The 25,196-nt window shown below is 42.1% G+C and carries 29 protein-coding genes; 11 read left to right on the top strand and 18 right to left on the bottom strand.

Going from position 1 to position 25,196, the window contains the following annotated elements; genetic code table 11:
* The first annotated feature begins 82 nt into the window (after positions 1–82).
* The 3 genes from AAFP14_RS15430 (at position 83) to AAFP14_RS15420 (ending at position 1,450) form a co-directional block, all read left to right on the top strand.
* Complete coding sequence (locus AAFP14_RS15430) at positions 83–373, top strand: nucleotidyltransferase family protein (RefSeq protein ID WP_341733127.1); 291 nt, start codon at positions 83–85, stop codon at positions 371–373.
* Positions 363–719: a HepT-like ribonuclease domain-containing protein gene (locus AAFP14_RS15425; RefSeq protein ID WP_341733126.1), complete on the top strand. Its 357-nt coding sequence runs from the start codon at positions 363–365 to the stop codon at positions 717–719. The genes AAFP14_RS15430 and AAFP14_RS15425 overlap by 11 nt, the downstream gene beginning before the upstream one ends.
* A gap of 167 nt (positions 720–886) precedes the next feature.
* Positions 887–1,450, top strand: coding sequence for a Uma2 family endonuclease (locus AAFP14_RS15420; RefSeq protein WP_341733125.1), 564 nt, complete (start codon positions 887–889; stop codon positions 1,448–1,450).
* A 23-nt stretch (positions 1,451–1,473) separates the two neighbouring features.
* Here the strand turns inward: AAFP14_RS15420 and AAFP14_RS15415 are convergent, their stop codons facing one another.
* Together AAFP14_RS15415 and AAFP14_RS15410 are read right to left on the bottom strand one after the other, a co-directional pair.
* Positions 1,474–2,055, bottom strand: a complete 582-nt coding sequence (locus AAFP14_RS15415) for an Imm30 family immunity protein (RefSeq protein ID WP_341733124.1) — start codon at positions 2,053–2,055, stop codon at positions 1,474–1,476.
* Positions 2,056–2,300: 245 nt separating this feature from the next.
* The gene (locus tag AAFP14_RS15410; protein ID WP_341733123.1) at positions 2,301–2,498 is read right to left on the bottom strand and encodes a DNA-binding protein; all 198 of its coding nucleotides are present in this window, start codon (positions 2,496–2,498) and stop codon (positions 2,301–2,303) included.
* Positions 2,499–2,840: 342 nt separating this feature from the next.
* On the opposite strand from AAFP14_RS15410, the gene AAFP14_RS15405 reads away from it, so the two are divergent.
* Together AAFP14_RS15405 and AAFP14_RS15400 are read left to right on the top strand one after the other, a co-directional pair.
* Positions 2,841–3,056 carry a type II toxin-antitoxin system HigB family toxin gene (locus AAFP14_RS15405; RefSeq protein WP_341733136.1) on the top strand — a complete coding sequence of 72 codons (216 nt, stop codon included), beginning with the start codon at positions 2,841–2,843 and terminating at the stop codon, positions 3,054–3,056.
* Complete coding sequence (locus AAFP14_RS15400) at positions 3,040–3,444, top strand: helix-turn-helix domain-containing protein (RefSeq protein WP_341733122.1); 405 nt, start codon at positions 3,040–3,042, stop codon at positions 3,442–3,444. Before AAFP14_RS15405 ends, AAFP14_RS15400 begins: the two co-directional genes overlap by 17 nt.
* Positions 3,445–3,500: 56 nt before the next feature.
* Here the strand turns inward: AAFP14_RS15400 and AAFP14_RS15395 are convergent, their stop codons facing one another.
* The 6 genes from AAFP14_RS15395 to AAFP14_RS15370 form a co-directional block, all read right to left on the bottom strand.
* Positions 3,501–4,049, bottom strand: a complete 549-nt coding sequence (locus tag AAFP14_RS15395; protein ID WP_341733121.1) for a hypothetical protein — start codon at positions 4,047–4,049, stop codon at positions 3,501–3,503.
* The gene (locus AAFP14_RS15390) at positions 4,042–4,515 is read right to left on the bottom strand and encodes a hypothetical protein (protein WP_341733120.1); all 474 of its coding nucleotides are present in this window, start codon (positions 4,513–4,515) and stop codon (positions 4,042–4,044) included. The genes AAFP14_RS15395 and AAFP14_RS15390 overlap by 8 nt, the downstream gene beginning before the upstream one ends.
* Positions 4,516–4,619: 104 nt before the next feature.
* Positions 4,620–5,600 carry a CBS domain-containing protein gene (locus AAFP14_RS15385; protein WP_341733119.1) on the bottom strand — a complete coding sequence of 327 codons (981 nt, stop codon included), beginning with the start codon at positions 5,598–5,600 and terminating at the stop codon, positions 4,620–4,622.
* 45 nt (positions 5,601–5,645) lie between these two features.
* On the bottom strand, positions 5,646–6,728 hold the full coding sequence (locus AAFP14_RS15380) for a hypothetical protein (RefSeq protein WP_341733118.1): 1,083 nt from the start codon (positions 6,726–6,728) through the stop codon (positions 5,646–5,648).
* Positions 6,728–8,089: a KAP family P-loop NTPase fold protein gene (locus tag AAFP14_RS15375; protein ID WP_341733117.1), complete on the bottom strand. Its 1,362-nt coding sequence runs from the start codon at positions 8,087–8,089 to the stop codon at positions 6,728–6,730. The genes AAFP14_RS15380 and AAFP14_RS15375 overlap by 1 nt, the downstream gene beginning before the upstream one ends.
* Before the next feature lie 126 nt (positions 8,090–8,215).
* The gene (locus tag AAFP14_RS15370; RefSeq protein ID WP_341733116.1) at positions 8,216–8,785 is read right to left on the bottom strand and encodes an adenylate kinase; all 570 of its coding nucleotides are present in this window, start codon (positions 8,783–8,785) and stop codon (positions 8,216–8,218) included.
* A gap of 565 nt (positions 8,786–9,350) precedes the next feature.
* Between AAFP14_RS15370 and AAFP14_RS15365 the strand changes: the two genes are divergently transcribed.
* A complete protein-coding gene (locus tag AAFP14_RS15365; RefSeq protein WP_341733115.1) occupies positions 9,351–9,878 on the top strand; it encodes a helix-turn-helix domain-containing protein in 528 nt (175 codons plus the stop codon).
* 360 nt (positions 9,879–10,238) lie between these two features.
* Here the strand turns inward: AAFP14_RS15365 and AAFP14_RS15360 are convergent, their stop codons facing one another.
* Both AAFP14_RS15360 and AAFP14_RS15355 read right to left on the bottom strand, forming a co-directional pair.
* Positions 10,239–10,604 carry a hypothetical protein gene (locus tag AAFP14_RS15360; RefSeq protein ID WP_341733114.1) on the bottom strand — a complete coding sequence of 122 codons (366 nt, stop codon included), beginning with the start codon at positions 10,602–10,604 and terminating at the stop codon, positions 10,239–10,241.
* A gap of 34 nt (positions 10,605–10,638) precedes the next feature.
* The gene (locus tag AAFP14_RS15355) at positions 10,639–10,809 is read right to left on the bottom strand and encodes a hypothetical protein (RefSeq protein WP_341733113.1); all 171 of its coding nucleotides are present in this window, start codon (positions 10,807–10,809) and stop codon (positions 10,639–10,641) included.
* A 90-nt stretch (positions 10,810–10,899) separates the two neighbouring features.
* Between AAFP14_RS15355 and AAFP14_RS15350 the strand changes: the two genes are divergently transcribed.
* A complete protein-coding gene (locus AAFP14_RS15350; RefSeq protein WP_341733112.1) occupies positions 10,900–11,259 on the top strand; it encodes a hypothetical protein in 360 nt (119 codons plus the stop codon).
* A gap of 182 nt (positions 11,260–11,441) precedes the next feature.
* Here AAFP14_RS15350 and AAFP14_RS15345 read toward each other — a convergent pair whose 3' ends face one another.
* The 3 genes from AAFP14_RS15345 to AAFP14_RS15335 form a co-directional block, all read right to left on the bottom strand.
* A complete protein-coding gene (locus AAFP14_RS15345; protein WP_341733111.1) occupies positions 11,442–12,002 on the bottom strand; it encodes a Uma2 family endonuclease in 561 nt (186 codons plus the stop codon).
* A gap of 95 nt (positions 12,003–12,097) precedes the next feature.
* The gene (locus AAFP14_RS15340; RefSeq protein ID WP_341733110.1) at positions 12,098–13,528 is read right to left on the bottom strand and encodes a DUF3370 domain-containing protein; all 1,431 of its coding nucleotides are present in this window, start codon (positions 13,526–13,528) and stop codon (positions 12,098–12,100) included.
* A 112-nt stretch (positions 13,529–13,640) separates the two neighbouring features.
* Positions 13,641–13,865, bottom strand: a complete 225-nt coding sequence (locus AAFP14_RS15335; RefSeq protein WP_341733135.1) for a hypothetical protein — start codon at positions 13,863–13,865, stop codon at positions 13,641–13,643.
* Between the two features lie 12 nt (positions 13,866–13,877).
* Between AAFP14_RS15335 and surE the strand changes: the two genes are divergently transcribed.
* On the top strand, positions 13,878–14,555 hold the full coding sequence (gene surE, locus AAFP14_RS15330) for a 5'/3'-nucleotidase SurE (RefSeq protein ID WP_341733109.1): 678 nt from the start codon (positions 13,878–13,880) through the stop codon (positions 14,553–14,555).
* A 212-nt stretch (positions 14,556–14,767) separates the two neighbouring features.
* Complete coding sequence (locus AAFP14_RS15325; protein WP_341733108.1) at positions 14,768–15,676, top strand: pentapeptide repeat-containing protein; 909 nt, start codon at positions 14,768–14,770, stop codon at positions 15,674–15,676.
* 547 nt (positions 15,677–16,223) lie between these two features.
* Here the strand turns inward: AAFP14_RS15325 and AAFP14_RS15320 are convergent.
* The 3 genes from AAFP14_RS15320 to AAFP14_RS15310 form a co-directional block, all read right to left on the bottom strand.
* Positions 16,224–17,624: an ATP-binding protein gene (locus tag AAFP14_RS15320; RefSeq protein WP_341733107.1), complete on the bottom strand. Its 1,401-nt coding sequence runs from the start codon at positions 17,622–17,624 to the stop codon at positions 16,224–16,226.
* Between the two features lie 14 nt (positions 17,625–17,638).
* Positions 17,639–18,190 (bottom strand): heme NO-binding domain-containing protein, encoded by a 552-nt coding sequence (locus tag AAFP14_RS15315; protein WP_341733106.1) that lies wholly within the window; start codon positions 18,188–18,190, stop codon positions 17,639–17,641.
* A 358-nt stretch (positions 18,191–18,548) separates the two neighbouring features.
* Positions 18,549–20,135, bottom strand: a complete 1,587-nt coding sequence (locus AAFP14_RS15310) for a B12-binding domain-containing radical SAM protein (RefSeq protein ID WP_341733105.1) — start codon at positions 20,133–20,135, stop codon at positions 18,549–18,551.
* 298 nt (positions 20,136–20,433) lie between these two features.
* On the opposite strand from AAFP14_RS15310, the gene AAFP14_RS15305 reads away from it, so the two are divergent.
* Together AAFP14_RS15305 and AAFP14_RS15300 are read left to right on the top strand one after the other, a co-directional pair.
* Positions 20,434–21,018 (top strand): Uma2 family endonuclease, encoded by a 585-nt coding sequence (locus AAFP14_RS15305; protein ID WP_341733104.1) that lies wholly within the window; start codon positions 20,434–20,436, stop codon positions 21,016–21,018.
* Positions 21,019–21,099: 81 nt separating this feature from the next.
* Positions 21,100–22,278, top strand: coding sequence for an HNH endonuclease (locus AAFP14_RS15300; protein WP_341733103.1), 1,179 nt, complete (start codon positions 21,100–21,102; stop codon positions 22,276–22,278).
* 116 nt (positions 22,279–22,394) lie between these two features.
* Here the strand turns inward: AAFP14_RS15300 and AAFP14_RS15295 are convergent, their stop codons facing one another.
* On the bottom strand, positions 22,395–22,931 hold the full coding sequence (locus AAFP14_RS15295; RefSeq protein ID WP_341733102.1) for a Uma2 family endonuclease: 537 nt from the start codon (positions 22,929–22,931) through the stop codon (positions 22,395–22,397).
* 120 nt (positions 22,932–23,051) lie between these two features.
* Positions 23,052–25,136, bottom strand: coding sequence for an elongation factor G (gene fusA / locus AAFP14_RS15290; protein ID WP_341733101.1), 2,085 nt, complete (start codon positions 25,134–25,136; stop codon positions 23,052–23,054).
* Positions 25,137–25,196: the final 60 nt, after the last annotated feature.

Below are 25,196 nucleotides of genomic sequence, written 5' to 3'. Positions count from 1 at the left end.
AGCGTATTATGCGAGCTTTTGGTAAAGTTCAGCATTCTTTTTGAGGACGTATTCCATAGCGAAAGGGTCGGGAGAACTAATTATGAAACGGGCAGATGTACTGGCAATTTTAGCAGCCCACCAGGAAAGATTAAAAGCCTTGGGGGTAAAGTCTTTAGATTTGTTTGGTTCGGTGGCGCGGGATGAAGCGCGATCGGATAGTGATGTAGACTTTTTAGTAGATTTTTCGATAGAAGCAAGTTTATTTGACTTGTTTCGGGTGCAGCACTATTTAGAAGATATACTAGGGTGTGCTGTAGATTTAGGAACGGAGGATGCTTTGAGGGAACATTTGCGGGAACCTGTACTCAAGGAGGCGATTCGTGCCTTCTAGAGAGTGGTGGCTGCGAGTTGAGGATATTGTGAATGCGATCGCTGACATTCAGGCTTCTACTGCTGGGATGAGTTTTGAAGATTTCCGGAAAATTGAAAAAATTATCTTGCAAGGGATTCTTTATAACTTGATTATTATTGGTGAAGCTTCTGTTAATGTCAATGATGGAATTAAGTCTCGTTATCCGCAGATTCCTTGGCGTTTGATGGGTGATATGAGAAATGTGATGGCTCACGAATATTTTCAAGTAAATCAGAGATTAGTCTGGAATACGATTGAAAATCATTTACCTCCTTTAGTGCCGTTGTTACAGGATTTATTGGCACGGGAAATGACGGGAGATTAAGGGCGATCGGGTTATCTATAGGTTCAACACGGCTGATTTTTGTCACCTATTACCATAACATTGCATAAAAATCTATAATTTTCGATGGTCTGATAAAACTCTTTACCTATTGCGATACCACCCCCGCTAAAATTAAGATAAAAGACATCCGCGTTTGGGAATCCAACATGGTACAAACTCCATCTAAATCCTTAACCCTAAACGAGTTTCTCGTGAAACCTGAAACGAAACCTGCTAGCGAGTACATCGAAGGTCAAATTATTCAAAAGCCTATGCCACAAGGAGAACACAGCGCAATTCAAGGTGAAATGGTGACAACTGCTAACGCAACCCTGAAGCCCAATAAGATTGCACGGGCTTTTCCAGAGTTGCGTTGTACCTTTGGAGGTCGATCGATCGTTCCCGATGTTTCTGTATTTGTGTGGGAGAGAATTCCGCGTCAAGAAAATGGTGGTGTAGCAAATCGGTTTGAACTCGCACCGGATTGGATAATTGAAATTTTATCTCCAGATCAAAGTCAAACTAAACTCATCAAAAAGATATTGCATTGCTTGAAACACGGAACAGAAATGGGGTGGTTAATTGACCCCAAAGAACAGACGGTTTTTGTATTTCGAGCGCAACACCATCCCGTCGCATTTGACGAACCAGAACAACTGATTTTAGTTCCCGAATTTGCCAGGAAACTTACGCTTTCTGTCGGTGAATTGTTTGGCTGGTTGTGGGAATAGCAACTTATTATAAATAAGACATTTTATCTAATCGGTTTAATTTCGGCTATTGGGCGATCGTCTTGCAAGAGTACCAAGATATTCCCATCTTGGATGAGTTTAATAAAGCTCGACAGATCCGTCTGAATTTCATCAATATTAATGTCGATCGCAATTGCGCCGGAAATAACTGACTCAGCATGGGAAGATAAAGGAGGGGATTCATTAGCAGCTATTTCGCGCAGCAAATGCGTACATAAATCCCGATTTTGAGAATGGGTAGAATGTAACATCTGGCTATATAAATTCCGGGCTAAATCCTGATTGAGAATTCCATAAATTAGAATCATTGTCCATTCTTTTGCATTAAGAATCATCCGGTCTATGCTATCAATAAACGCCTGCAACTGGTCTTTTAGCTCAAAAGACTCCAGAAAATGAATGAGACCATACATCACTTCATGTTGTTCGCATCTGTCATCGAAAACTAGATAAAGTGCTGGTAAATATTCGGTGTTACGATGTAGGGCAAGTTCGGCTAAAGTGTATTCAAAACTCATTACTTCCTCATCAGAGCGCATGAATTTATTACCATTTAATGTTTCTATTAATTGAGTAACGTTCATCTTATGTCTCCCACTTTATCAAAAGTACCCGACCATACCAGCTTGTTTTGTTTGATGACTTGTTGTAAATTCCGCCTAATTTGTGGTGTATACAGCCGATCTTGGCGATAAATCGATCGCACTTTTGGAGATTAAGGGCGATCGGACTGTGGTATAATACAGTTTAGTTTGGCCACTGAGAATTTCTCAAATAGAACTAGGAACAATATAAAGTTCTAAAACTTCTGTTAAAGTTAGATAGCGCATTAGGCGAGTTTTTGGTAAAGTTCAGCATTCTTTTTGAGGACGTATTCCATAGCGTTGTGGAAGGATGCTTCTGGTGGTGCGAGTAAGTTTTCAGCACCCGCAAGCAGTAATGCTTCTAGGGAAATGCCGAGGCGATTGGCGGTTTCTTGGAGCTTGTGCAGGCGATCGTCTGGAATGGTGATGGTAATGGTTTGCATTCTGTTTGTGGCTGTGACGATACCCTGAGTGTAGCACCTCAAATGTCTGTGGGAGTCCAGAAACCGGGTTTTTTACGAAATACTTTGTTACAAATGGTAAATTCGGTAAAAACCCGGTTTCTTTGTCAGAGTGCGTCGAGGACTGTTTAAATCGAGATAAATACTAAAGAGTTACGGAAGTGAGATGAAGGGCGATCGCTCTTGACGAAATAAATTACTTGAGTTAAACTGAAATTTAGTTTAAATTGCTTATAGTAGATGCACATAATCAGCTACCGACGGGTGCGTGAATACAGCGAAACTCATGCTGATTGCGGGGAAGCTTTGGATAACTGATTTAAAATTGCTAGCAAGGCTAAATGGTCTAATTTAATTGAGGTACAATCTGTTTTTCCTAAAGCCGAAGCTGTTGGAGGGTTTACAGTTTTTAATATCAAAGGTAATAATTATCGATTAATAGTTAGTATTGATTATGAAAGCCAATTAGTTTATATCAAATATATTCTCACCCATGCTGAGTATGATCAGGAGAAATGGAAAAATGACCCTTACTTTTAATCCAGATAAATACAAAGAGTTATTGTCTCAGTACCAGCCGAAAATAATTAGAAATGAAGCGGATAATGAGAAGGCTCTGGCTATGGTGGAAGAGTTGATGCACCAGCGCGATCGCACTCCTGAAGAAGACGAGTTATATGAATTGCTGATTGTATTGATTGAAAAGTTTGAGCAAGAATGCTATGCACCAGGAACTACAGCAACGCCTCGTTCAATATTGCTGTTTTTGATGGAACAAAGAGAGTTACAACCTGCGGATTTGGTGCCCGTTATGGGATCTGAAAAAAGAGTGTCTGAAGTCGTTAATGGCGATCGGGATATTGGTAAAGAGTTGGCATTTATTCTAGGGAGTTTTTTTCATGTAGAGCCGAGTTTGTTTTGTAATTGAGGGAAGTGAGATTAAGGGCGATCGCTCTTTTGGGCATTAAGGGCGATCGTACTTAATTAACAAATAGCCGAAGCAGGCGCAATTTCGCGGAGTGGGACCAAGAATTCTTGCTTTTCTTCCGGGGTGATATAGCCGCCATTTAGAGCCATTTCCATGAGTTGTTCGACAAATCCCTTTAACTCTGTTATAACTTGAGTTTTATTCAGTTCAAAGTGTTTATTTCTGGATTTTAGGGTAAACTGGTTTGGAGATAAATATCCAAATTCCTTGAAATTACAGCTAATTTTATCGTTGGTTAAGGGCTGCAATTCAAGAGTAAGACAAACACTTTCAACAAATTCTATTTTGATGGGTTTCCCTTGGGATAGCTCACTAATTTTTTTGGGAAGTTCATCTTCTACCAGCATACAGATATCGGGGTCTAAAAAAACTTTTACTTTTTGTTCACCGATTTCTATTGATACTAGATGGTCGCATTCAAAGCAAAATAGTTTCAGCCCTAATTCAAAATGCGAAAGTTCTCCTAATGAGTCATCGGGTGGGTCGGCATATTTTTCGCCATTAGGTTCTTCTAGGTGGATGGTAAAATTGCTATAGTTATTCATCTTCATCGCTCCTATCTAATGAGGACAGCGTAGCATCATTGAGAACGGGATAAGCAGATTTGAATGTTCCATCTGGTTTCCTTCTAATAAAAGCATGGGTAACATTTTCAATTATTGTTCCATCGGGATAGTGAACTTTCCCAATAGAACGCTTGAAATTTATAATGTAACAACCGGGATATTTCGGTGTCACTTGTTCAGCTTTTACCCAGTCTTGAGCATTTAGCCACTGGCCTTGAGGCTGATTTTTAGATGCAGCCCTGCCTCTAAAATTAAGGGGTTTCAGTTTTGGGCCGTGATGGCGATCGATATGATCGTAAGCTTTGATGGATTTTGGATTATGCCATTGAGGTTCTATTCCACTGCCTGTCCAGTCACAACCACTTCCTACTTCAATCGTTTGGTCTATTATATCCTGTTCTACAACTTCTGGAGTGTCTTCAGAAGTATCTATGCCATTATTCAAAATAAGTGGTTTACTCTGGATGGTATTTGATTGATGATTATACCATTAACTAATTTTAAGAGGGCGATCGCACTTTTGGACATTAAGGGCGATCGCACTTTAGTCTACTCAGGTCTGTCGCGGTTCAATCCGTCTATGAACTCTAACAGCTTTTTGAATATATCCACATAGCTGATGATACCTGCCATTGTAAATTGTTCACCTTCATATTCTCCAACTAAAATGGCGGTTGGCCTTTCATGCCCATCTATAAATTTACCTATTAAGGTTTTAATTGAACAATCTGGCTTCACTGTGTTTTTATCCGAGACTTTAGTCATCATTTGACCTAGAGGATAATCATGCAAATCCTCATAAAGAAGTTCATGCTCTAGCGTGGCAGCAGCAATATCATCTATAATGCCTATCACTATATTTCCATTTTTTATGGTGGTGATAGGTATGTGTGTAAACAAACCGCCACCGAAAGTAAACGTTGCATCTTCTAAGTAGTCCGTTTGTGTCAGGGTAACTACTTTTGAAGTCAATACATCATTCGCTGTTCTATCGTTTAAAAATGCGGGGATCGCTCCATCGCGTATGATTCTGAGAGCATCCACATAAGAAAAAGTTCCTACAACTCGATCTCCAGCATCCAAAATAACCAACGTTCTATTGCGTCGCTTATTTTCATCTCTATGAATCAGTTTTTTAATTGCTTCTTCTAAAACTTCAGTCCATACAATAAACGCAGGTTTAAGATCAAAGTTAAAAACTTCTCCGACAGTTTTTTTACCCATTTCTTTATTAGCATCATGAAGCTGAGTCATGTCGAAGCCTTTCTCACTCAGATACTCTATCGGTAGTTTAGTGTTTCGAGGTGTTAGAACTTTGGCAACATCAACTAGACTCACTACTCCTACCAGTCTTCCAGTCCTCGCATCCAAAACTGGCATCGTTCTGATTTTAAAGCACTCCATCTTACCAGTTAGATGAGCAATCGTATCAGTGGTTTTTACAGTTTTCACTTTTTTGGAATCTCCAAGACCTTGTAAAATATCATTGAGCGGTGTTTTTACAAGGTCAGTAAAGTTGACTTGGCGCATTGTTTTAATCTCCTGTGATTTTTTAGTTAGATACTTCAAGGACAGTTATTTTACAAACTGTAGGATAGTTCTTGGCGTTATAACCATTTTGGGTATTTGGCTATTGGAACTATCCATAAGAACAGAAACTTCTGTGTCTGATTCCAGAAATTTTCTAATAACGTCCTTGAGATTATCGGTGGGTTGAACGAGATGTAAACTACTTAGTGGCTGCATAATGTCTCGTAAAGGTGTATTCATTAAGTGGTAGTACATCGGATGTGCTAAAACACTAACTTGCTCTCTATTCACCAGTCCTAAAAGATTTTTATCTGCATCGCATATCACTATGTGCTCTATAGGCAAATAGTTGATTGCATAAAGCGCAGATTCTAACGTATCCTCTGACAGTAATGTATATAGCTGATCCAGAGAGGTTTTTGTTGAAGACATCTTTTCTAAAAGATTTTCTACTTTTGATTCCTCCAACAAGCGGTCATGTCTAAGATACTCTAAAAGTCCTTGGCAAGTAACTACACCTACAATTGTTCTATCCTCGTTCAAAATAGGTATAAAACTCTGGTCTTCCGGCGCTTTATAAAGTTTACCAAACTCATCGAAAGCATAATCAACTTGTTTCTTTTTTTGAAAAAAACAATAATTTTTATCTACGCTAAAAACTTCACCGATCGCTTTTTTTCCTTGAGCCAAAATCAACTCAGTGGCTTGACCTATTTTGGTCGTTTTATGTCTGTATTTAAAAGGCACATTTTGTAATTGAGGCGTAAATTCAAGGGAAACTGATAAACTACTCACAATTCCTAAAAATTTATCCTCATCATCCGTAACGATAAGATCGCTTGGATTCAGTAATGTTACTAAAGAGAGTGCCTGTGCCAGGGTATCCGAAATCTTAATGGTACAAAAGTCATTACTGATAACTTTTGCGTCTTCAAAGCTAGTGGTTAATAAATCAAGATTGTGCAGCATTTTTAGCCTTTTTAGCCTTTCAAAAGTAGGTGGCTGATTTGTAGGAGATTCTAAGGTAATTGTTTCTTCTGAGGATGGCTTGATATCGCTAGGAGTCTTTATGAAAGTTTCTAAGCTTTCCAAAAACTCTTGTATTAAAGCTTTAATTGTGTTAAACATTACCTTCCAGTTTGAGACAAAATCTGTAAAAGTTTTCTTAAATCTTGGGGGTCGCTGATATCTGCATAATCATCACCGTCTTGAGCGTTCCCTTTAAGAAAACTTCTCAAATGACTGTCTGCGAAAAATCTCTTACATTCTGGATATTTACTCAGCAATTCTTTCGCAGCTTCAATGCTCTGGCTATAAGCATCTATTACTTCTTTTAGATGCCTGATTAACTGATAATCTTTGGTTGGCAAGGCATCATAAAGTTCTGGAAAGTTCGTTTGAATTAAAAGAATCTTAGCAAGTTGAGGAATTATCTTTTCATCAGCTACCTTAAGTGAGATAGCTAGACTTCTAATTAGCGCCCAGGCAATAACAAACTGTTTAGTCTTGCGAAAATTTCCTTTGGTTGCTGCCAAAATCATTCTCCACATTCTAGCATCTATGGGATAATTTGGGCAAGCCACTAACTCGTTTAGTTCATGCTGCAAAACTTGCGTCACTTGATTTGAATTCTTTTCTGGCAAAAAGAAATTAAGCTGAATCATTTTTTCTATGTACTCTTTGCCAGTTACATTCAAATCTTTGTATCGTTGTTTAACAGCTTGTTCAATAACTCTCTTGTCCAGCCCTATAAAGAAAACACAATTAGCATTGTCAAGGTAAAGTTTCAGCGATTCTAAAACAGTCAGGGCATTTTCTGGCAAGCACCGATCTAGGTCATCAATGAAAATTACCAACCGACCATTTTCTCCCACATATGCCTTAACAACTTCTCGAAACTGGGCTTCAAAACTGTTAATGAATAAATAGGGGTCAGTGTCTAACTCTAAAGCTAAATTATTTACCTCATTTTGTTCTGGATTTGTCCTAGCTTTTCCACCTAATTTTGTAAAAGGCTTGACAATTTCAATTGGATTGACACCCCACATCTGTGATTGAAGGGCTGCTCCTGCTAAGTGTTCTACTATATGCAAAAAACACTGACTAGCGTTATAACGAGTGGCTAAATTATTACATTTTTCTTTAACTATAGCTCTTTGAGAATTTTCGGCCATTTCCCGCAATATTGTTTGAATGAGGGCGTTTCTGATGCCGTGGGTATCATCATACTTCCAAGGATTAAACCAAATAGTTTTAAATTTAGTTGCACCCTCTTCCACTCCGAAATGTTCAGTATGGTTTTCAAATTTTCTTTCGATACAACGCATGAGAGTGGTTTTTCCACTTCCCCATGAGCCAAAGATTCCTACTGTAAATGCCCCTTCATTACCGGTTGTGGCTTTTACAGCTATCTTACCTAGCTCTTTTGCATAAAGCTCAAAATTGAGACTAGGCTCTTTGTTGGGTTTATCATTGTAGTTGTAGGGCATATTTTTTGAGTAGTTATTCGTACAATACTAAGGTTAGTCAGAAATTTGCGTTGAAACTCTAAAGATTAGAACCCTCATAGTCCCCCTTGAAAAGGGGGAAACTGAAAGCAAGCTATTGCGGAAGTTCTAAATATTTTTTTTCAGATCCTCTACAACTTCTTTCAGCGCACTCGCGACTGATTCCCTCGACATAAAACCATTGATAATTTCTAACTTTTTTCGATCGCTATAGAAGTCGATCAAAGGAGCAGTTTCTTCGTGATAACTTTTTAAACGATTACGCAACACTTCTAGCGTATCGTCCGTGCGCCCCCGTTTTTTCAGTCGTTCGATTAAAACTTTCTCCGGCACCTCAAAACTAATCACACAGTTATAAGTTTGTTGAGCCATTCCCATCAATAATCCATCTAACACACCAGCCTGAGAAACGTTTCGAGGAAATCCATCTAAAATCCACCCCTTCTTAGCTTCTGGCTTAGTCAGTTGTTCATGTACTATTTCCATGACTACCCGATCGGGAACTAATGCACCTTGATCGATGTATGACTGCGCCTCGACACCGCGTTCCGTTTTATCTTTGCGTTCTTGCCTCAATAACTCTCCGGTTGATATGTGGAGTATTCCTAGATTCTCCCCCAAAATACTAGCTTGTGTTCCTTTTCCTGCCCCTGGAGGGCCTAAGAATATTAAGCGCATTGTTTTTCCTTTTGTTGGATCTAGATGTATCTGAAAAAATGACTTGTTAGTCTGTATTTGTCTATCGGACGATCGCCCTATCGAAGTCGATCGCCCGCAAGCCACTTGCAACCCTCTATTTGTGTATCAGGCTAGAACCCTAACTTTTATGCAAAAGTTACCGAATTCTTTACAAAAGTTTACAAATAGCCTTAGCTACCGATAAACTTCCAAGCTTATATGACCGAGCCAAAGTCTTGCATAGCAAAGCTTTCGCAGCGATCGCACAGATTCCCAAGAAAGCCTGCTACAGCCTCCTACTTATATATCGGGGCCGCATCCACAAAATTATGCAGAACCCAGAAAATAAATTAAAAAAATTACCGACAGCACCCGAAACTAGAGTCAAACCCAGAAAATTACCAAAATTCAGCCCTAATCCCTGTCGTAACACTAACTGTACTCAGTAATCAGTCAAATGCCCTGCCACAAAGGTTTTAGCTTGTGACTCGCACCATTTAAACTTGAGCTTTCAAGTATATTAAGCCAAATAACACCGAGCATACACTTACATACATCAGGAATTATGTTAGACTTCCATCAGGAAGTTTACATACACCTATTTATGGCATCCACAAACGATCGCTTCGTCGAAGCCGAAAGCTGCTGGGACTTAAAAACTCTGTACTCGGACTTGGCCGCCGTTAAGGGAAAGCCTCTCACCCCCGTAGAAAAGCTGCATCTGCGGGGGTTGCTTTGTGGCCACAGTCCCGCTGAAATCGCCGAAAAGCTGCAAAAAAATCCCAAGGGTGTGGAAACTGACCTGTGTGCCACTATTTATAGATACGTTAAAGGCTTTGTGGGTAAAGGGATTGAAAAGATTGAAAATTGGAGAAATATTGCTGAATGGCTTGAGGATGCTGGATATAAAACTCAGTCGTCTGCTAAATTCGCAACTAAAGATTTATTACCTGAAAATTGTGTAGTTAATATAAGTAATATAAGTATTGAAAAAAATCAAATAGTAATTGTTTTTAAGGTGGAAATACCGACTTCACCAGATTCAGAACTCTCAATAGAAAATCTAGACATCAACGATAACAACGCTAACTAAAATTTAGCCACAATTCAACTGATTGGTAGGGTGAAGCGACTAAGATCAGGAAGGGCGATCGCACTTTTACCTAATCTCGTAGGGCGATCGCACATTGCGTTTCTCAAATAAGGGCGATCGTACTTCTATTGTGCTACGATTCAATGAGATCGAGTGTTACAGCACTTCCCGCTTTTATGAGGTACAGCAGCAACAATTAACAAACCAATTTCTTAAATGTTGAGGATTCATTGAGTGTGCCGTAATACAGCGCTTCCCGCTGTATATAAATATGGGAAAAACATTTTTGCCACGGCAAACGCTAGAAACAGCAAAAATTTGGTTTTCAAATGACAGCGATCTATGCTATTTAACAATTGACTATCCAGTTTTTACATTACCGACTTTTTCCTTTTCCTTAACTCGCTCCCCTTCTGAATGGCTATCTCGCTGCAAAAACTCATCAAGTAATTCATAAAAACGATAAAACGCTCGTTCTTCATTATTAGTATAAAACTCGATTATTCTTGCCCATGAACCTGATGTTGATACTTCATATCGCTTTTGCAACCAGGGTTGAAAGTCGCCATAAAATTCCATTTCCTTTTCTGTGGGTTCAAATCCCAACTCTTCTCTAGCCGTTCTATAACCGACTATAAACATAAAAAGCTCCGTTGCAGAAGCTCGTCCGATATACATTCCTGGTTTTTTATGAATTTTATTCAACATCTCAAAAAGTCCGCTCATCTCAATACTCTCCTTTTTTTAACCAGAAACACTTTTAGAAACCGTCTAATTCTTCAACTATAAACTCTCCTCTACGACAGGAAAAATCATTCACCCAATCTTCTCTAGACAGTCCCTCAGTGGATAAATTAATGGTGAAACGGCGATCGCTCAAATCCGAGCCAAATTTCACAAAGCTCGATCGGTATAATCCCTGATGAGCCAATATATCATCTCACCTGAAACGACACTGTATAATTATAATTCCCATCTTCTATTGTGCTATTATTCAATCAGAGCGTCAGTGAGTAAAAAAATGGCAACAATTACCCTTCAAATTCCCGACGAACTAGCCCTGCGCCTAGACCCTCTCAAAGATGACTTACCACAGATTTTGATGCTGGGACTTAGGGAAGTCGAAGCTAATCCTTCAAATGGATTTTCTGGACTCACGCAAATCTTAGAATTTATAGCAAGTTTACCATCACCACAAGAAATATTAGCCTTGCGTTTATCCGACGCTCTTCAAGCGGAAATCGATACTTTATTAGAGAAAAACCGCACGGAAGGACTAACGCCGATCGAGCAGCGTTTGTGGCAGCAATACGAATTTGTCGAACATTTAGTACGCATTGCCAAAGCGCAAGCCCTGCTAAAACTGAGCGAAGCAGCATGAGTAAAACCTAGGTTTCAGCTAGTCTGCGACGAATGGTATGCGATCGCGCTAACGGATGCTGCGAATATTGCTTAATCCTAGAAACATAAGTGCGATCGGTCGAGTAAGTGTGTATTGATTGCAAGTTAATCGTGCAGAATGCCTGACTCAACGCAAGCTATTGAGCAAAACTCGATATCGCTCTAACCCAAAATAAAATCAACGCTTACTTCAAACTCAGGAAAAGCTAGCGGCGCAACCGTTTCTCCCCGCTCAAACTTTTTGAGAGAAGTATAGCCATTAGCCGTCGGAGCGCGGTAAACTTCTAAACAATTCACATCAAGATCCCACAACCATACTTCCTGAATACCAGAACGAGCATAGTTAGGAACTTTCACATCGCGATCGAAACCAACAGTGCTATCAGAAACCTCCACTAACAACAAAACTTCAGATGGTACTGGATGTGCAGTAGCGTAGTAGTCAGCGCGAGGTTGCAGCAATACAACATCCGGTTGAGGTTCAGTTCTTTCTGTTAACTGAATTGGGTCTTGAGCGCCTATAATCGCACGTCTTCTCTCCAAATCGGAGAACACAGCGATCAGACGCTTAACGGAACTTGCATGACGAGTACCAATTGCAGCCATTTGAACAATTTCTCCTTCTATCAATTCCACTCGGTCATCTTCACCCAAAATGCCAGCCTCACCCATTAGGTGATATTCTTGCACTGTAAATAGCCGTCTTTGCATCTGAACAGACATAACTATTCTCCTTATTCGGCAGTTGTATAAACTTTATCATTGTTGCCAGTAAGATTCAACCTACTGGCCGATCGCCCTAACTCAATCAACATCAACTAATTACTCGATCGCACCGTCAAGACTTGCGGCGGTGTCGCATCCGGCGGATACAAGAAATCCACCTGCACCAAACGCCTTTCCCCAGGCTTAATATTCAAATTAACCAAAGGTTCCCCCTGCTGTCCCCGGCGCTGCACGATGTGAATGTAGCGCGTCAAAGTCTTCCCCCCATCATCCTTAAACATTACCCGCACCGTACCTCGGAAAAATATCCGATTTTCAGGAGGATCGTAAAACATCAATCCCCCCGATTCTGTATTAGCCTTAATCGGTGTTTGCATCTTAATACTCACAGATTGAGACTCGCGAGATTTATTATAAAGCGGAAAACTTAAGTTGTATTGAATGCCGTAATTACCGTGGGCAAAATAAGCCGTATCGGGATAACGAGCTAACATTTTAGCACTTTGAATTTGACCAGTTCCAAAAGTACCCGTATCCGTAGTGCTCAAGGCATAGGAAAATTCCTCCCCAGGTTTGGGAATAGTTAAATAATCCGTTTTTGAACTATCAGTAATTTTAGCTTGCCACTGGGAACCGGAGGCTACTCCCGCAACCCGACCATAAATCTTTTGCTCAGGATTTAAACCGATCGCCGTTGGTGCTAAATCCCTCGGTCCTGCTAAACCCTTGGTATTTAAAATATTTTCCCACTGTTCTAACGTCGGATATTGTTCGACTCCGGCGAAATTTTTGGGAGCAAACATTGCCAAACTAGCAACATACACCGAATTGCTGCTCGATACTCGCATTAAAGTCGATCGACCATTAGAAGCAGGCGTGACATTCCCCACAGGTATGGGCAAATTCATCAGCATTCGGCTCTGCTTGGCTGGAATTTCGATCGCAGCCGGCAAAATGCCTTGTCTGTACCCCCGCAGCACATCACTGGTGATGCGGCTCCCAGGCCCAGCAAACACAGTGCCGAATCGATTGTCTAAATAGGAAGGCAAATCGACAAACAGAGCATCAGGCCGAGTTAAATAAGTAGCTCCTTGCAATATATTCAAAGTGACAGGCTCGTCATTGGGATTGTAGACAATTATTCCTTGAAATAAAGTGCGAGTTTGTTCGCGATTTTTTGCCTTGGCTATGTGGTGAGCAAAGATGTCAAATCTGCCTTTAAAGGGAAAGTTTAAGTGCGCTGAAGGTACTTGTTTGGCTTCCTGGGGAAAAGTCGAGAGCAAGATGCCTTCGGTTTGCACGACTTCCGGGCTGTTGCTATTGAAAACCGGGATGTTGTCGAGTTGTCCCGGCAAAACCCGGACTTGCTGGCGCTGCATCACGGTTTTCAGTGGACTGCTGCTGGGCTTTGGCGGTAAATCTAGTTCGTTTTCCGGTACGGGTAGTTCTGGCTGGATGAGCAGTTGTTGTTGGGTGGGAGGTGTGGCGATTGTTTGAGCTAGGGGGAAAATTGGCAAAAACATTACTGTAAGCGCGTTTAACTGAACTTGTGTTAATATTTGGCGATCGGGCGATCGACACAAAACTTTACCACAAGTTGGTGATGTGTTCAGATGATTTTGGGATTATATGTTTTCAGGGCATTGGGAATTGGTCATCGGGTATTGGGTATTGGGCATTGGGCATTGGGCATTGGTCATCGGGCATTGGCCATCGGGCATTGGGCAACCCCCCCCAAGGGGGGAATGGAGCAGGAAATACAGAGAAATAACCAATAACTAATAACCAATAACCAATAACCAATAACCAATAACTAATAACTAATAACCAATAACTAATAACCAATAACCAATAACCAATAACTAATAACCAATGACCATAATTTTAACCAACGACGACGGCATAGACGCTCCAGGCATTCAGGCTCTTTTGCAGGCGGTAAACGGCAAGACGATGATGGTGGCTCCTCAAGGGCAATTGTCTGGCTGTGGACACCAGGTGACTGCTCACAGTCCGATTCATGTCGATCGCCGATCGTCCGTCGAGTATGCTGTAGGGGGAACACCCGCAGACTGCGTTCGCATCGCCCTCAATCACCTGTGTCCAAAACCGGATTTGGTACTTTCCGGTATTAATGCCGGCGGTAATTTGGGCGTTGATGTTTACCTTTCTGGTACCGTTGCCGCCGTGCGGGAAGCGGCGATGCACGGGATTCCTGGTGTGGCGATTTCCCACTGGATTAAAAGACCTTGGGAGATAGACTGGGAAGTGGCGACTCGTTGGACATCGCGGGTGTTGGCAGATTTGCTCAATCGCGAACCCAAATCTGGTTGTTTCTGGAATGTGAATTTGCCACATTTAGCACCCGGAAGTGCGGAACCAGAAATTGTGTTTTGTCGCCCTTCTACTGAGCCTTTGCCCCTGGTATATCGCCAGGAGGGAGAATACTTTAATTATGTGGGTGAATACGGATCGCGCGATCGGGCACCGGGTACTGATGTGGATGTCTGTTTTGGTGGCAATATTGCAGTCACACAGATTTCCCTATGAGCGATGTGGACTACCATTTCACTAAATTTTAGGTAGTTCGCCCACAAGATTGTTACCAAATTATTAATAAAAAATTACAAAAAACAACATATATTGAGAAATATCAAGTTAATTTTCATAATTCTGCCAAGTGCGATCGCCCTAACTCGATCAAATATAAAATTTAGATATAAAATTATTAGTAATAGTTCATATTTCGAGATGAGAGTTCTATGGAAGTAGCCGAGCTGCTCAAAGACTATGAAAATGGCAAAAGAGACTTTGCAGGAGCCAACCTCAGTGGAGCCAACCTCAGTGGAGCCATCTTAGTTGGAGTCAACCTTTCAAAGGCTAATCTTATCGGGGCGAACCTGAGCAGGGCTGTTCTCACCAAAGCACAACTCAGCGGTGCTAACCTTCACAGGGCAAATCTCAGTTTTGCCAAAATGGGCGAAGTCAGGCTCGCGGACTCCGATTTGACCAAAGCCAATCTCAGCGGAGCTTTCCTCGTCAAAGCAAAAGTGCCCAGAGCGCGACTCAGTGGCGTTCAACTCATCGGTAGCAACCTGCGGAGTGCCATCCTCTGGAACGCCAATTTGTGTAATGGTGACTTGCAATTCGTCAACTTGCGGGGAGCCAATCTGACCGGCTCAAACCTTAACTGGGCAAACTTAGGGGGGGCAAAACTCAGCGGTGCGATGCTCTTTGGAGCCCAACTGACGGGCATCTGTCTCACAAAAGCATACATCAACGGCATCGATTTGAGTGGAACGGATCTCAATGGTGTCAATCTCAGCGAAGCAAAACTCAACGGTGTCAACTTGGAAGGCTCAAATTTGGTAGCAGCCAATCTCACGGGAGCTCAGTTGCGGAATGTCAAGTTGACGGGAGCAAATTTAACCAGGGCGAATTTAGTGGCAGTTTCTTTGCTGCAAGCCAATCTCGATTGGGCTAGGCTGTGCTACGCCGACTTGAGGGAAGCTGACTTGAGGGGAGCTACCTTAATCGGAGCGAACTTTGAGGGTGCTCAGTTAGCCGGAGCCACAGTGTCGGAATCTGCCAATGGCTATTTCTGTTTAACGGCTGCGGGTGCTGTCGCAACTTGGGAAACGGACACAATCACAATTGCTGCTACTGGTTGAGCTTTAAATTTAAATTAGAGCGGAATCTCGATCGCAAATGCCGCTCTCTCTGGCGATCGCCACCTAGGTCCGATCGAACATAAAGTGATTCTGAATATCCTGGAAACGTGGCGCGCTCTCTGTTACTAATGGCAACAATGAAAATTGAACAACATTAAGCACAATTTCGACAGTGGCTGCTATCTCTACTTGCGGCCTTCTGTACTACCATAATTTTTGTTGTCATTTTTCGGCTTAGCAACACCATCAGGCTGTTTCTTTGGCTTTTTGACTTCTTTGTTACTTTTTCTTTCTTTTGACATAATGATTCCTCAATTTTGATTAATTATAACATATAGCAATCCTCGCATCATTTGTGAATTTCTTACTCCCGGACCTTGATAAGGGGAGGGTTGGGGTGGGGTAAAAAACTTTACGACTCCTGCAAGGACTGCTATAGATTGAAACCTGTGCCTAAATCCAAGTATATCTGGTGGCTCTACCCTCAATTTTTCTATCCTATCCGGTCAATTAATCTCAACCACACAGCAATAAACAAGTGCAAGAGTTAGGAATTTAACAGCGGAATTTCGATCGCAAATTCCGCCCCCTCTCCCGGTGCAGAAATACAGCTTAACTTACCGCCGTGTTTTTCCACCACAATCCCATAGCTAATTGACAATCCCAAACCCGTACCCTTTCCCACGGGCTTCGTTGTAAAAAATGGGTCAAATATTTTCTCCATCGCCGATTGTTCCATACCCATACCATTGTCAGCAATCCTGACTACCAAATTCTGACTATCATTGACTAAAGTCCGAATCACAATGGTAGGTCCTTGATTCCAGTCAGCACAATTTTCCTCTGCATCTCGCAAAGCATCTATGCTATTACTAATAATATTCATAAATACCTGATTAATTGACGATGCGTAGCAATTGACTAAGGGTAATTCACCATATTGTTTAATCACTTGAATGTCGGCATTTCTACCATAAGCTTTCAGCCGATGCTGCAAAATCAACAAAGTGCTATCAATGCCAGAATGAATATCTACAGGCTTTTTTTTCGCTTCATCATGGCGGGAAAAATTCTTGAGAGAATCCACAATTTTGCAGATGCGTTCCGTGCCAATTTTGATAGAATTTAGTAATTTGGGAAGGTCGGTTTCTAAAAAAACGATATCGATTATATCCGCTTCTGTGGCGATTTCTGATGAGGGTTGCGGATAGTATTTTTGATAAAGTTGTAATAATTTGAGCAGGTTTTCTACGTATTCTTGCAGATATCTCAAATTACCATGAATAAAAGTTACCGGATTATTTATCTCATGGGCTATTCCGGCGACTAACATACCTAAACTTGACATTTTCTCTGCTTGAATTAGCTGTGATTGTGTTTCCTTAATATTACTCAAAGCCTGTTTTAAATGTTGTGCTTGTTTTTGGGATAAAGATGTCAGTTCTTTCTGCACTTCTAGTGATGCTTGAATCTGAATTTTCTGCTGAGTTAATTCTTCCGTCAAGCTTTGAACTTCCCGAATAGCCGTTTGGCTAGTTTGTTGCAAAAACAAAAAATCGGGAGTCAGATCGTGAATTGCAAAGTCTTTCAACTTGACAGCTAATTTGGATAACAGGCTTGAGTCTGGATTCCACACCGAGCAAATAAACAGGATCACCTGTTGCTCTTTCAGAGCGACCATTTGCCCTTTTAATTTTAGAGAGTTATGCTTCGATTCTAGAATAAATAATGATTTGATTTTTTTCTGAATCTTTAAAATGTCAAAGGCGATCGCTGGCTGATGAATTTGAAAATGCCGATCTATTTGTTCACCTAATAATGTGATTTGATGAGTCCGTTGTAATACCTCGCCAACCTGGACAATTTCCAGATTGTGATTAAATCCTATATGAAAGGGATATAGCTCACAAAAAGTCTGGGGATTCAGTGTATACAGTGGCTTATTCATGAATATTTTGGAGTCTATTCGGCTCTGTATTCAATCCGAAATGTGTCACGTTCGCATCCTGCTTCACGGGATTCAGTTTGGGTGATATCAACTGCTGTGTGGAAGCGATCGCCCAAACCCTTGACTAACCCGACTACCATGGGTGCCAGACCTTCCCGTGTAGACTGATAATGCAGGTCTATCACATTTTCGGCAACTTCTGTACATTCAAAAGATGGTGGTTGCAATTTAGGGAATTGCACCCCAATCCGAGTATGTAAATCATCGAGATTTTCGAGAAATTCCGGTAATGTATCTCCCGCCATATCTAGTATTTCTTGATAACCCGCAGTAGCCGTAAATTTAACCCAGTATTCACCAAAGGCTTGCATAATTTCTGCACTAGATAAGCCTAGCTCTTGACTAGCCGATTTAACTAGACGATGAGTCAAATCATCGGGATAAGCTTCTAAAATCAGAAATTGCTGCTCTATTACTTCCGCTTTCTGTTTGATTTTTTCCCAAGTAGCTTCATCAAACATATCGCATACCATGTCTTGAATCGCACGATTCACTAAACCATACATTTTAACTGCCTCCAATTATACCGATCGCTTATTGTTAATAATCGATCGCAATCGAGCAATTATTTATTGAAACTAAAATTTTGAGCGCAAAAATTAAATGTATCATACCATAATTTTTGATGAGGTGGTTACTGATAATTTTGAGTGCTGGTGTAAGTATTTATTCCTAAGTGTATTTTCTCAGATGTTAGTGTATTTTTTGGGTGACACTTACTTAAGTAAACATCGAAGAACTTGATGTCAAAAAACAAGCCAGAGCTTTGGCTCTGACTAGCACCCAAATCTACGTGAATTCTTTGCCTAGGGCGCTAGAATCTATGGGTGTAAGCGCTCCCTAGTCTAATTGTTCAAGCCAAAATTAAATCACTGCCATCTTTTCATCTGAGTTAATTGGTTCAACTTTAGTCGCTAGAAACTCAGCCACTTGTGCTTCAATTTCATCGCGGACAATCTGACGATACTCGAAGAAATGCTCGATTTGGGCGCAAACGGAGAGATAGCTGCTGACACCACCGGGGTTATGGTAGTACATACTGAACAAATGGCTCCAAAATTGCCAGCGTGTGGTGCGCAGTACGCCTTGTCGCCAGCAAATTGTCAGTAGCGCCCTGATTGTGACCCAGTTAACTTTTTTGCTACTACCTTTGCCTTTTTTGGGATAGGTGGCTTCTCCTAAAAGGCGATAGTGGCGGTAAGTGCGATCGAGAAAACGCTTTGGCTCATATAATTCCCAGAATGCTTCAATATACTCCTGAGCAATGTCTTCGAGGGGTCTTGTCGGCACAAAGTTCATTAAAGTTGTCTGATTGATATTAGCGGATTCTTTGCGTAATCTTCCTTCCTTTGCTAACCGATGCCAGAGTGCTGTATCAGGAAGGGCTTGCAGCATACTAAACAGAGCTGTGGGAATTGATGTTTGCTCTACAAACTGGACAATTCGTGCACCTGCTCCTGGCTTTTCTCCATCAAATCCGATGATGAATCCTGCCATGACTCGGATACCTGTGCGAGTAATTCTTTCGACTGCTTCGCTGAGAGAACTCCTGGTATTTTGGTATTTTTGAGTCAGGGCTAGGCTTTCTTCATCTGGTGTTTCAATGCCTAAAAAGACAGAACCAAAGTTACAGGCGACCATGGCATCCATTAATTCTTGGTCGTTGGCTAAATCTACGGAAGCTTCTGTGGCAAAGGAAAATGGATATTGATGTTCTACCATCCAGGGTAGAAGTTCTTTTAGGAATAGTTTGACGTTGCGTTTGTTGCCGATGAAGTTGTCGTCAACCATGAAAATGCTACGCCGCCAACCGAGTTCATAAAGGCGATCGAGTTCTGCAATAATTTGTTCAGGGTTTTTGGTTCGTGGTTTACGACCATAGAGGACGATAATGTCACAAAATTCGCACTGGAAGGGACAACCTCGTGAGAATTGGACTGACATTTCGGCGTAGGCTTCAAATTCTAGTAAGTCGAATCTGGGGATTGGTGTGCCGGTGACATCGGGTCTTTCGCCACCTGCTCGGAAGATGCCTGAAGTGACTCCGTTGGCGATCGCCTCTACAAATAATGGTAGGGTAATTTCACCTTCATCTAAAATTAGATAGTCAGCACCGGCCATTTTTGCTTCGTCGGGTAATGCTGTGGGATAGGGTCCACCTACGGCAACTTGCTTATTTCTCTGCTTTGCTTCCCGAATTTGGATGAGTAAATCTTCTTTTTGGACAATCATTGCGGACAGAATCACTAAGTCTGTCCAGGCCCACTCGTCCTCCGTCACTGGACGGACGTTGCGATCGACTAACTTAAATTGCCAATCTTGTGGCAGAATGGCAGCTACTGTGACTAAACCTAGAGGTGGCAACATTGCCGATCGATTGAGTAAAGCTAGGGTTTTCTCAAAAGACCAGAAACTTTTGGGAAATTGTGGATAGACAAGCAAAACGTTCATTCAAATTCCCCTTAAGTAATAATTTAGTGCAGCTTGTTTATTATTATCACAGGATTAGAAAAAATCAACAGAACTTATACAGAAAAACTTAAGAAATCGGACACGGCATTGCCGTTTCCCTACCCCAAATAATCATGTAGGGACACTCCAAAAGCCGTCTCCTCCGTTGCTTAAAACCCAAGTCCTATTCAAATTAAGGATTGAAAAATCTGGATTCAATCATGAGTTAGGCAGGATGTGGAACTGAACATTATAATTGACATAGGTTTAAATACAGAGATTGGTAAGGGCGATCGCCATGACGACAACCACAGCGACTAAAAAACTCACACTAGAAGAATACCTTGTTTATGACGATGGGACAGACACCAAATATGAACTCATAGACGGAGAATTAGTTGAAATGCCTCCAGAAACGAATCGAAATAACCGAATTGCCATTTATTTGCTGTCAGAATTTCTCAAACTCGTTCCTTTTTATCTGATCTGTTGCAAAGATACGGAGATTGTGGTAATGGGTCAACGGACTCGTGTTCGTTTGCCAGATTTGATGATATTAACAGAAGAATTATTCGCGGCGATCGATGGCAGACGAGCTACAATTACACAGGATATGCCACCACCTGCATTAGTGGTTGAGGTGGTTTCTCCGGGTAAAGTGAATGAAGATCGAGACTACCGCTACAAGCGATCGGAATATGCCGCACGGGGAATTCCTGAATACTGGATCGTTGACCCCAGTCAAGCAAAAGTTACCGTGCTGATATGGGTAGATGGAATGTATGAAGAAGCTGTTTTTCAAGGAAGCAATGCGATCGTCTCAACAACTTTTCCCGATCTGAAACTCACCGTAGCACAAGTTTTAGGAGTTGGGGAAGCATGACCTATTTCAGGATATGTCGAGAAAATACTAAAATATCGATTAGTTTTCGTTGGACTTGTAATGTCGAAGAATAAATATAAATTGTCACAAATCGTTGACTTGCCACTGATAGGGTCTGCTGAACAATATCTCTTCTCAGTCGAAGACAATCGAGAGCGTGCTGATAAGCTACAAGAATTACTTGTCCCTAAGCTTAAAATACTTATTGAACAAGCTTGTGACCTTATTCACCAAGTTTATGGCACAGATGTACTCTCAGATTGCCGAATAACGACTACACCAGCTCATCGCCCTGAATCCAAGAAAACAATGCCCTTCAAACTAGCAACCGCTGGCTTGGCTATAAAAGGAAAACTTTGGATTTTTCAACTGAGATTCGAGTGTACTTCTGATAGTTTATGTGTGAAATTTTTTGGATTAAGAGGGCTAGAAGCCAATCCGATTGTCCAAGTTTTGAAGAACCATGTGGAAGATGTTACTCGGATTTTGGAGCAGGGTGGATATGAACTTTACTCTGAGGCTATTGCACCGGGAGAACCTGAAAAGTTAGAGTATGATGAGTTAATTAACAAGATGCAATTAGTTCCTGAACGAGAGTGGCAAGCTACCTCTATTACGAGTCCACATCTAGTTCTTCCTATTAAAGACCTAGATGCAGCTCAGCCAGTGATTGATAACTTTGTCGAACTCTTTCCTATCTTTCGTGCTGCAATAAATGTGTTTCTTGCTGAGGAAGACCGTTTTGAAGAATACCTAAAATGTTTGAAAAATTGGCAAAATCCGTTTTGTGAAGAACTGCTAAAATCTTTGTTGGATTGGCAAAATCAAAATCCGCTTCAGATTCAGGAATCTGTAACTACTACTAGATTGTTTCCTGATGAAGTAGATGCAGTACAAACATTTCCTGATGAAGTAGATACAGTACAAACATTTCGTGAAGGGGCAGTACGGCAAGTTTTAATCAATGCCTTTGAACGAGAGCCTAAAGCTCGGCAAAAATGTATTGATTATCACGGTTCAAGTTGCTCAGTTTGTGATTTCAATTTTGGTAAAGTTTTTGGGGAACTGGGAAAAGGTTTCATTCATGTTCATCATCTAAAACCCCTTTCAGAAATTGCACAAGAGTATGAAATTGATCCTATAAAAGATTTGCGTCCTGTTTGCCCAAATTGTCACGCTATGATTCATCGTCGTTCACCAATATTAAGTATTGAAGAAATCCAGATGTTGTTGAAATCAACTCGTGATTCTACTATCTAATATGTGGGGCTTCCTGAATAAGCCGATCGCAAACCCAGACCACGCAATATGCGGTATATTCAGCAAACCCTAATTACTATCAACGGGGTTTTAAACCCAGTTTTCTAATAAAATGCCTACTGTCGGCGAATCATAGCCATCACAGCATCAACCGTAAGTTCCGGGAGAATACCTAAAACTGGTAAAATATCTGCACCAGAACAGATTATAGGTAGCTCCTCACCCTGCCATACCCAAACTTGTTGGTGAGAGAGATCGATTAGCCATGCTAATTGCGTGCCGTTAATGAGGCAGTGGAGGATCTTATTCTGCAATTTTAAAGTGCTTTGATCCGGCGATCGAATTTCAATTAACCAATCCGGTGCGCCGTTAAGTGGCCCGTCTTCATCGGTAAGCCGATCGCCTGCTACAATCGCTATATCTGGTACTGGCGAGTAGGGAAGTACCAAGCAACGCAACTCTGGTATCGCTTCAAACCGATCGGTCCGATCGTTGATATAGTTAACCAAGTTGTGTTGTAGTCGCGAATGAAAAAGGGTTGGCATAGTTTTTTGAACTGCTTGTCCCAAAATCAATTCCCATGCAGGTGAGGATTCAATATCTGGTTGAGCGAGGAAGTCTGTTAGTGAAAGTGTTGCGATCGACTCAATCATATTTTTTTGTCGAACCTCACTGTACTTATTATCTAAATTAAATCCCCGACTTCGTAGAAGTTGTCGGGGCTTTGATTTTTCTGTTTGACTCCAGATAGATGCTACCAGGAGTCAAATGTACTACTTGGCAGCTTGACGCTCTTTGGCTTGCTTGATCACTTCTTCAGCGATGTTGCTGGGACAAGGAGCATAGTGAGAGAAGGACATGGAGAATTGTCCGCGCCCAGAAGTCATGGTACGCAAGTCGCTGATGTAGCCAAACATTTCGCTCAAGGGCACGTCTGCCTTGATCCGTGCTCCTGTCTGTCCTGTTTCTTGAGATTTCATCATCCCCCGGCGGCGGTTGAGGTCGCCGATGACGTCGCCCATGTAGTCATCTGGGGTGAATACATCGACGTTCATAATTGGTTCGAGCAATTGAGGCCCTGCTTTGGGCAGAGACTGCCGATAGGCTGCTTTGGCTGCAATTTCAAAGGCCATGGCTGAGGAGTCAACGGGGTGGAAACCACCTTCTAGGAGGGTGAATTTCAAGTCTAAGCAAGGGAATCCAGCCAAGACACCTTTGTCAATGCAGCTTTCAAAGCCTTTTTCGACCGCTGGCCAATATTCTCTCGGTACACTACCACCGGTCACTTTTGACTCAAACTGGAAGCCACTTCCAGGCTCACCGGGCTCGATTACATAGCCGATTTTCGCAAATTGACCTGAACCACCGGATTGCTTTTTGTGGGTGTAATCGTCTTCTAGGCGCTTGGTAATCGACTCGCGGTAGGCTACTTGGGGTTCGCCAACTTCTACTTCGATGCCGTGGGTGCGCTTGAGAATGTCTACTTTGATGTCGAGGTGGAGTTCTCCCATGCCTTTGAGAATGGTTTCGCCGCTCTCTTGATCTGTGACCATGTGGAAGGATGGGTCTTCTTGCACCATTTTGGTGAGGGCTGCTCCCATTTTTTCTTCGCCGCCTTTTTGTTTCGGTTTGACCGAAATGGAAATCACGGGTTCTGGGAACACCATGGGTTCTAGGGTGGCGGGATTTTTGGGGTCGCAGATGGTGTGTCCGGTGCGGACGTTTTTCATGCCGACGATCGCCACAATATCACCTGCTTGGGCAGAGTCAATTTCTTCGCGAGAGTTGGCGTGCATTTCCACCAAACGGCTGATCCGCTCAGTTTTGCCTGTGGCGGTGTTGAGTACGGTGTCGCCCTTGGACAAAGTACCGGAGTACAGGCGGGTGAAGGTTAGGGCACCGTAGCGATCGTCCATGATCTTGAATGCTAGGGCGCGCAATGGTCTGCTGGGATCGACAAGGGCAAATTCGCCCGTTTCATTCCCATCGAGATCTACTTCTGGTTGCGGTGTGACTTCCATGGGGTTTGGCAGATAGTCAACGACTGCATCGAGAACTAACTGTACGCCTTTGTTTTTGAAGGATGAGCCGCAATAGGTGGGGAAAAAGGCGCGATCGCGAGTACCTTTGCGAATGCAGCGTTTGAGGTCTTCAATACTTGGCTCATTGCCTTCGAGATATTGTTCCATCAGCGCGTCGTCTTGCTCGACGGCCAGTTCGATCAACTGTTCGCGCCAAGTTTCGACATCATCGACCATATCGGCAGGAACATCTTTAATTTGATAGTTCATGGGATCGCCGGAGTCATCCCAGATCCAGGCTTTGCGGGTTAGCAGATCGACTACGCCGCAGAATTTTTCTTCTATGCCGATGGGCAATACCATGACCATGGGCTTGGCTGCAAGAATTTTATCGACTTGCTTGACAACACGGTAAAAATCTGCCCCGGTGCGATCGAGCTTATTGATGTAGATGACACGAGCGACTTTGGAATCGTTGGCATAGCGCCAGTTGGTTTCCGATTGCGGTTCAACTCCACCGGAACCACAAAACACACCAATACCACCATCGAGAACTTTCAGGGAACGGTAAACTTCAATGGTGAAATCTACGTGTCCTGGGGTATCGATGATATTCAGTTGGTGTTCATTCCAGAAACAAGTAGTTGCAGCAGATTGAATTGTAATCCCGCGCTCTTGCTCCTGTTCCATGAAGTCTGTCGTCGCCGCGCCTTCGTGCACTTCACCAATCTTATGGATTTTACCCGTCAGCTTGAGGATTCTTTCGGTTGTAGTGGTCTTGCCTGCATCTACGTGGGCGAAGATGCCGATATTTCGATAACGAGTGAGATCTTTCATAATAAAAATCGGTATGCGGGAAACTCAGTGTCTAAAGACCTGAGATAAAAGCGACACGGG

It is taken from the genome of Microcoleus sp. EPA2, from assembly GCA_020882975.1.
Taxonomy (GTDB): Bacteria; Cyanobacteriota; Cyanobacteriia; order Cyanobacteriales; family Microcoleaceae; genus Microcoleus.
The sequence above is the reverse complement of the archived record's forward strand: the minus strand, read 5'-3'. Positions and strand labels throughout refer to the sequence as shown.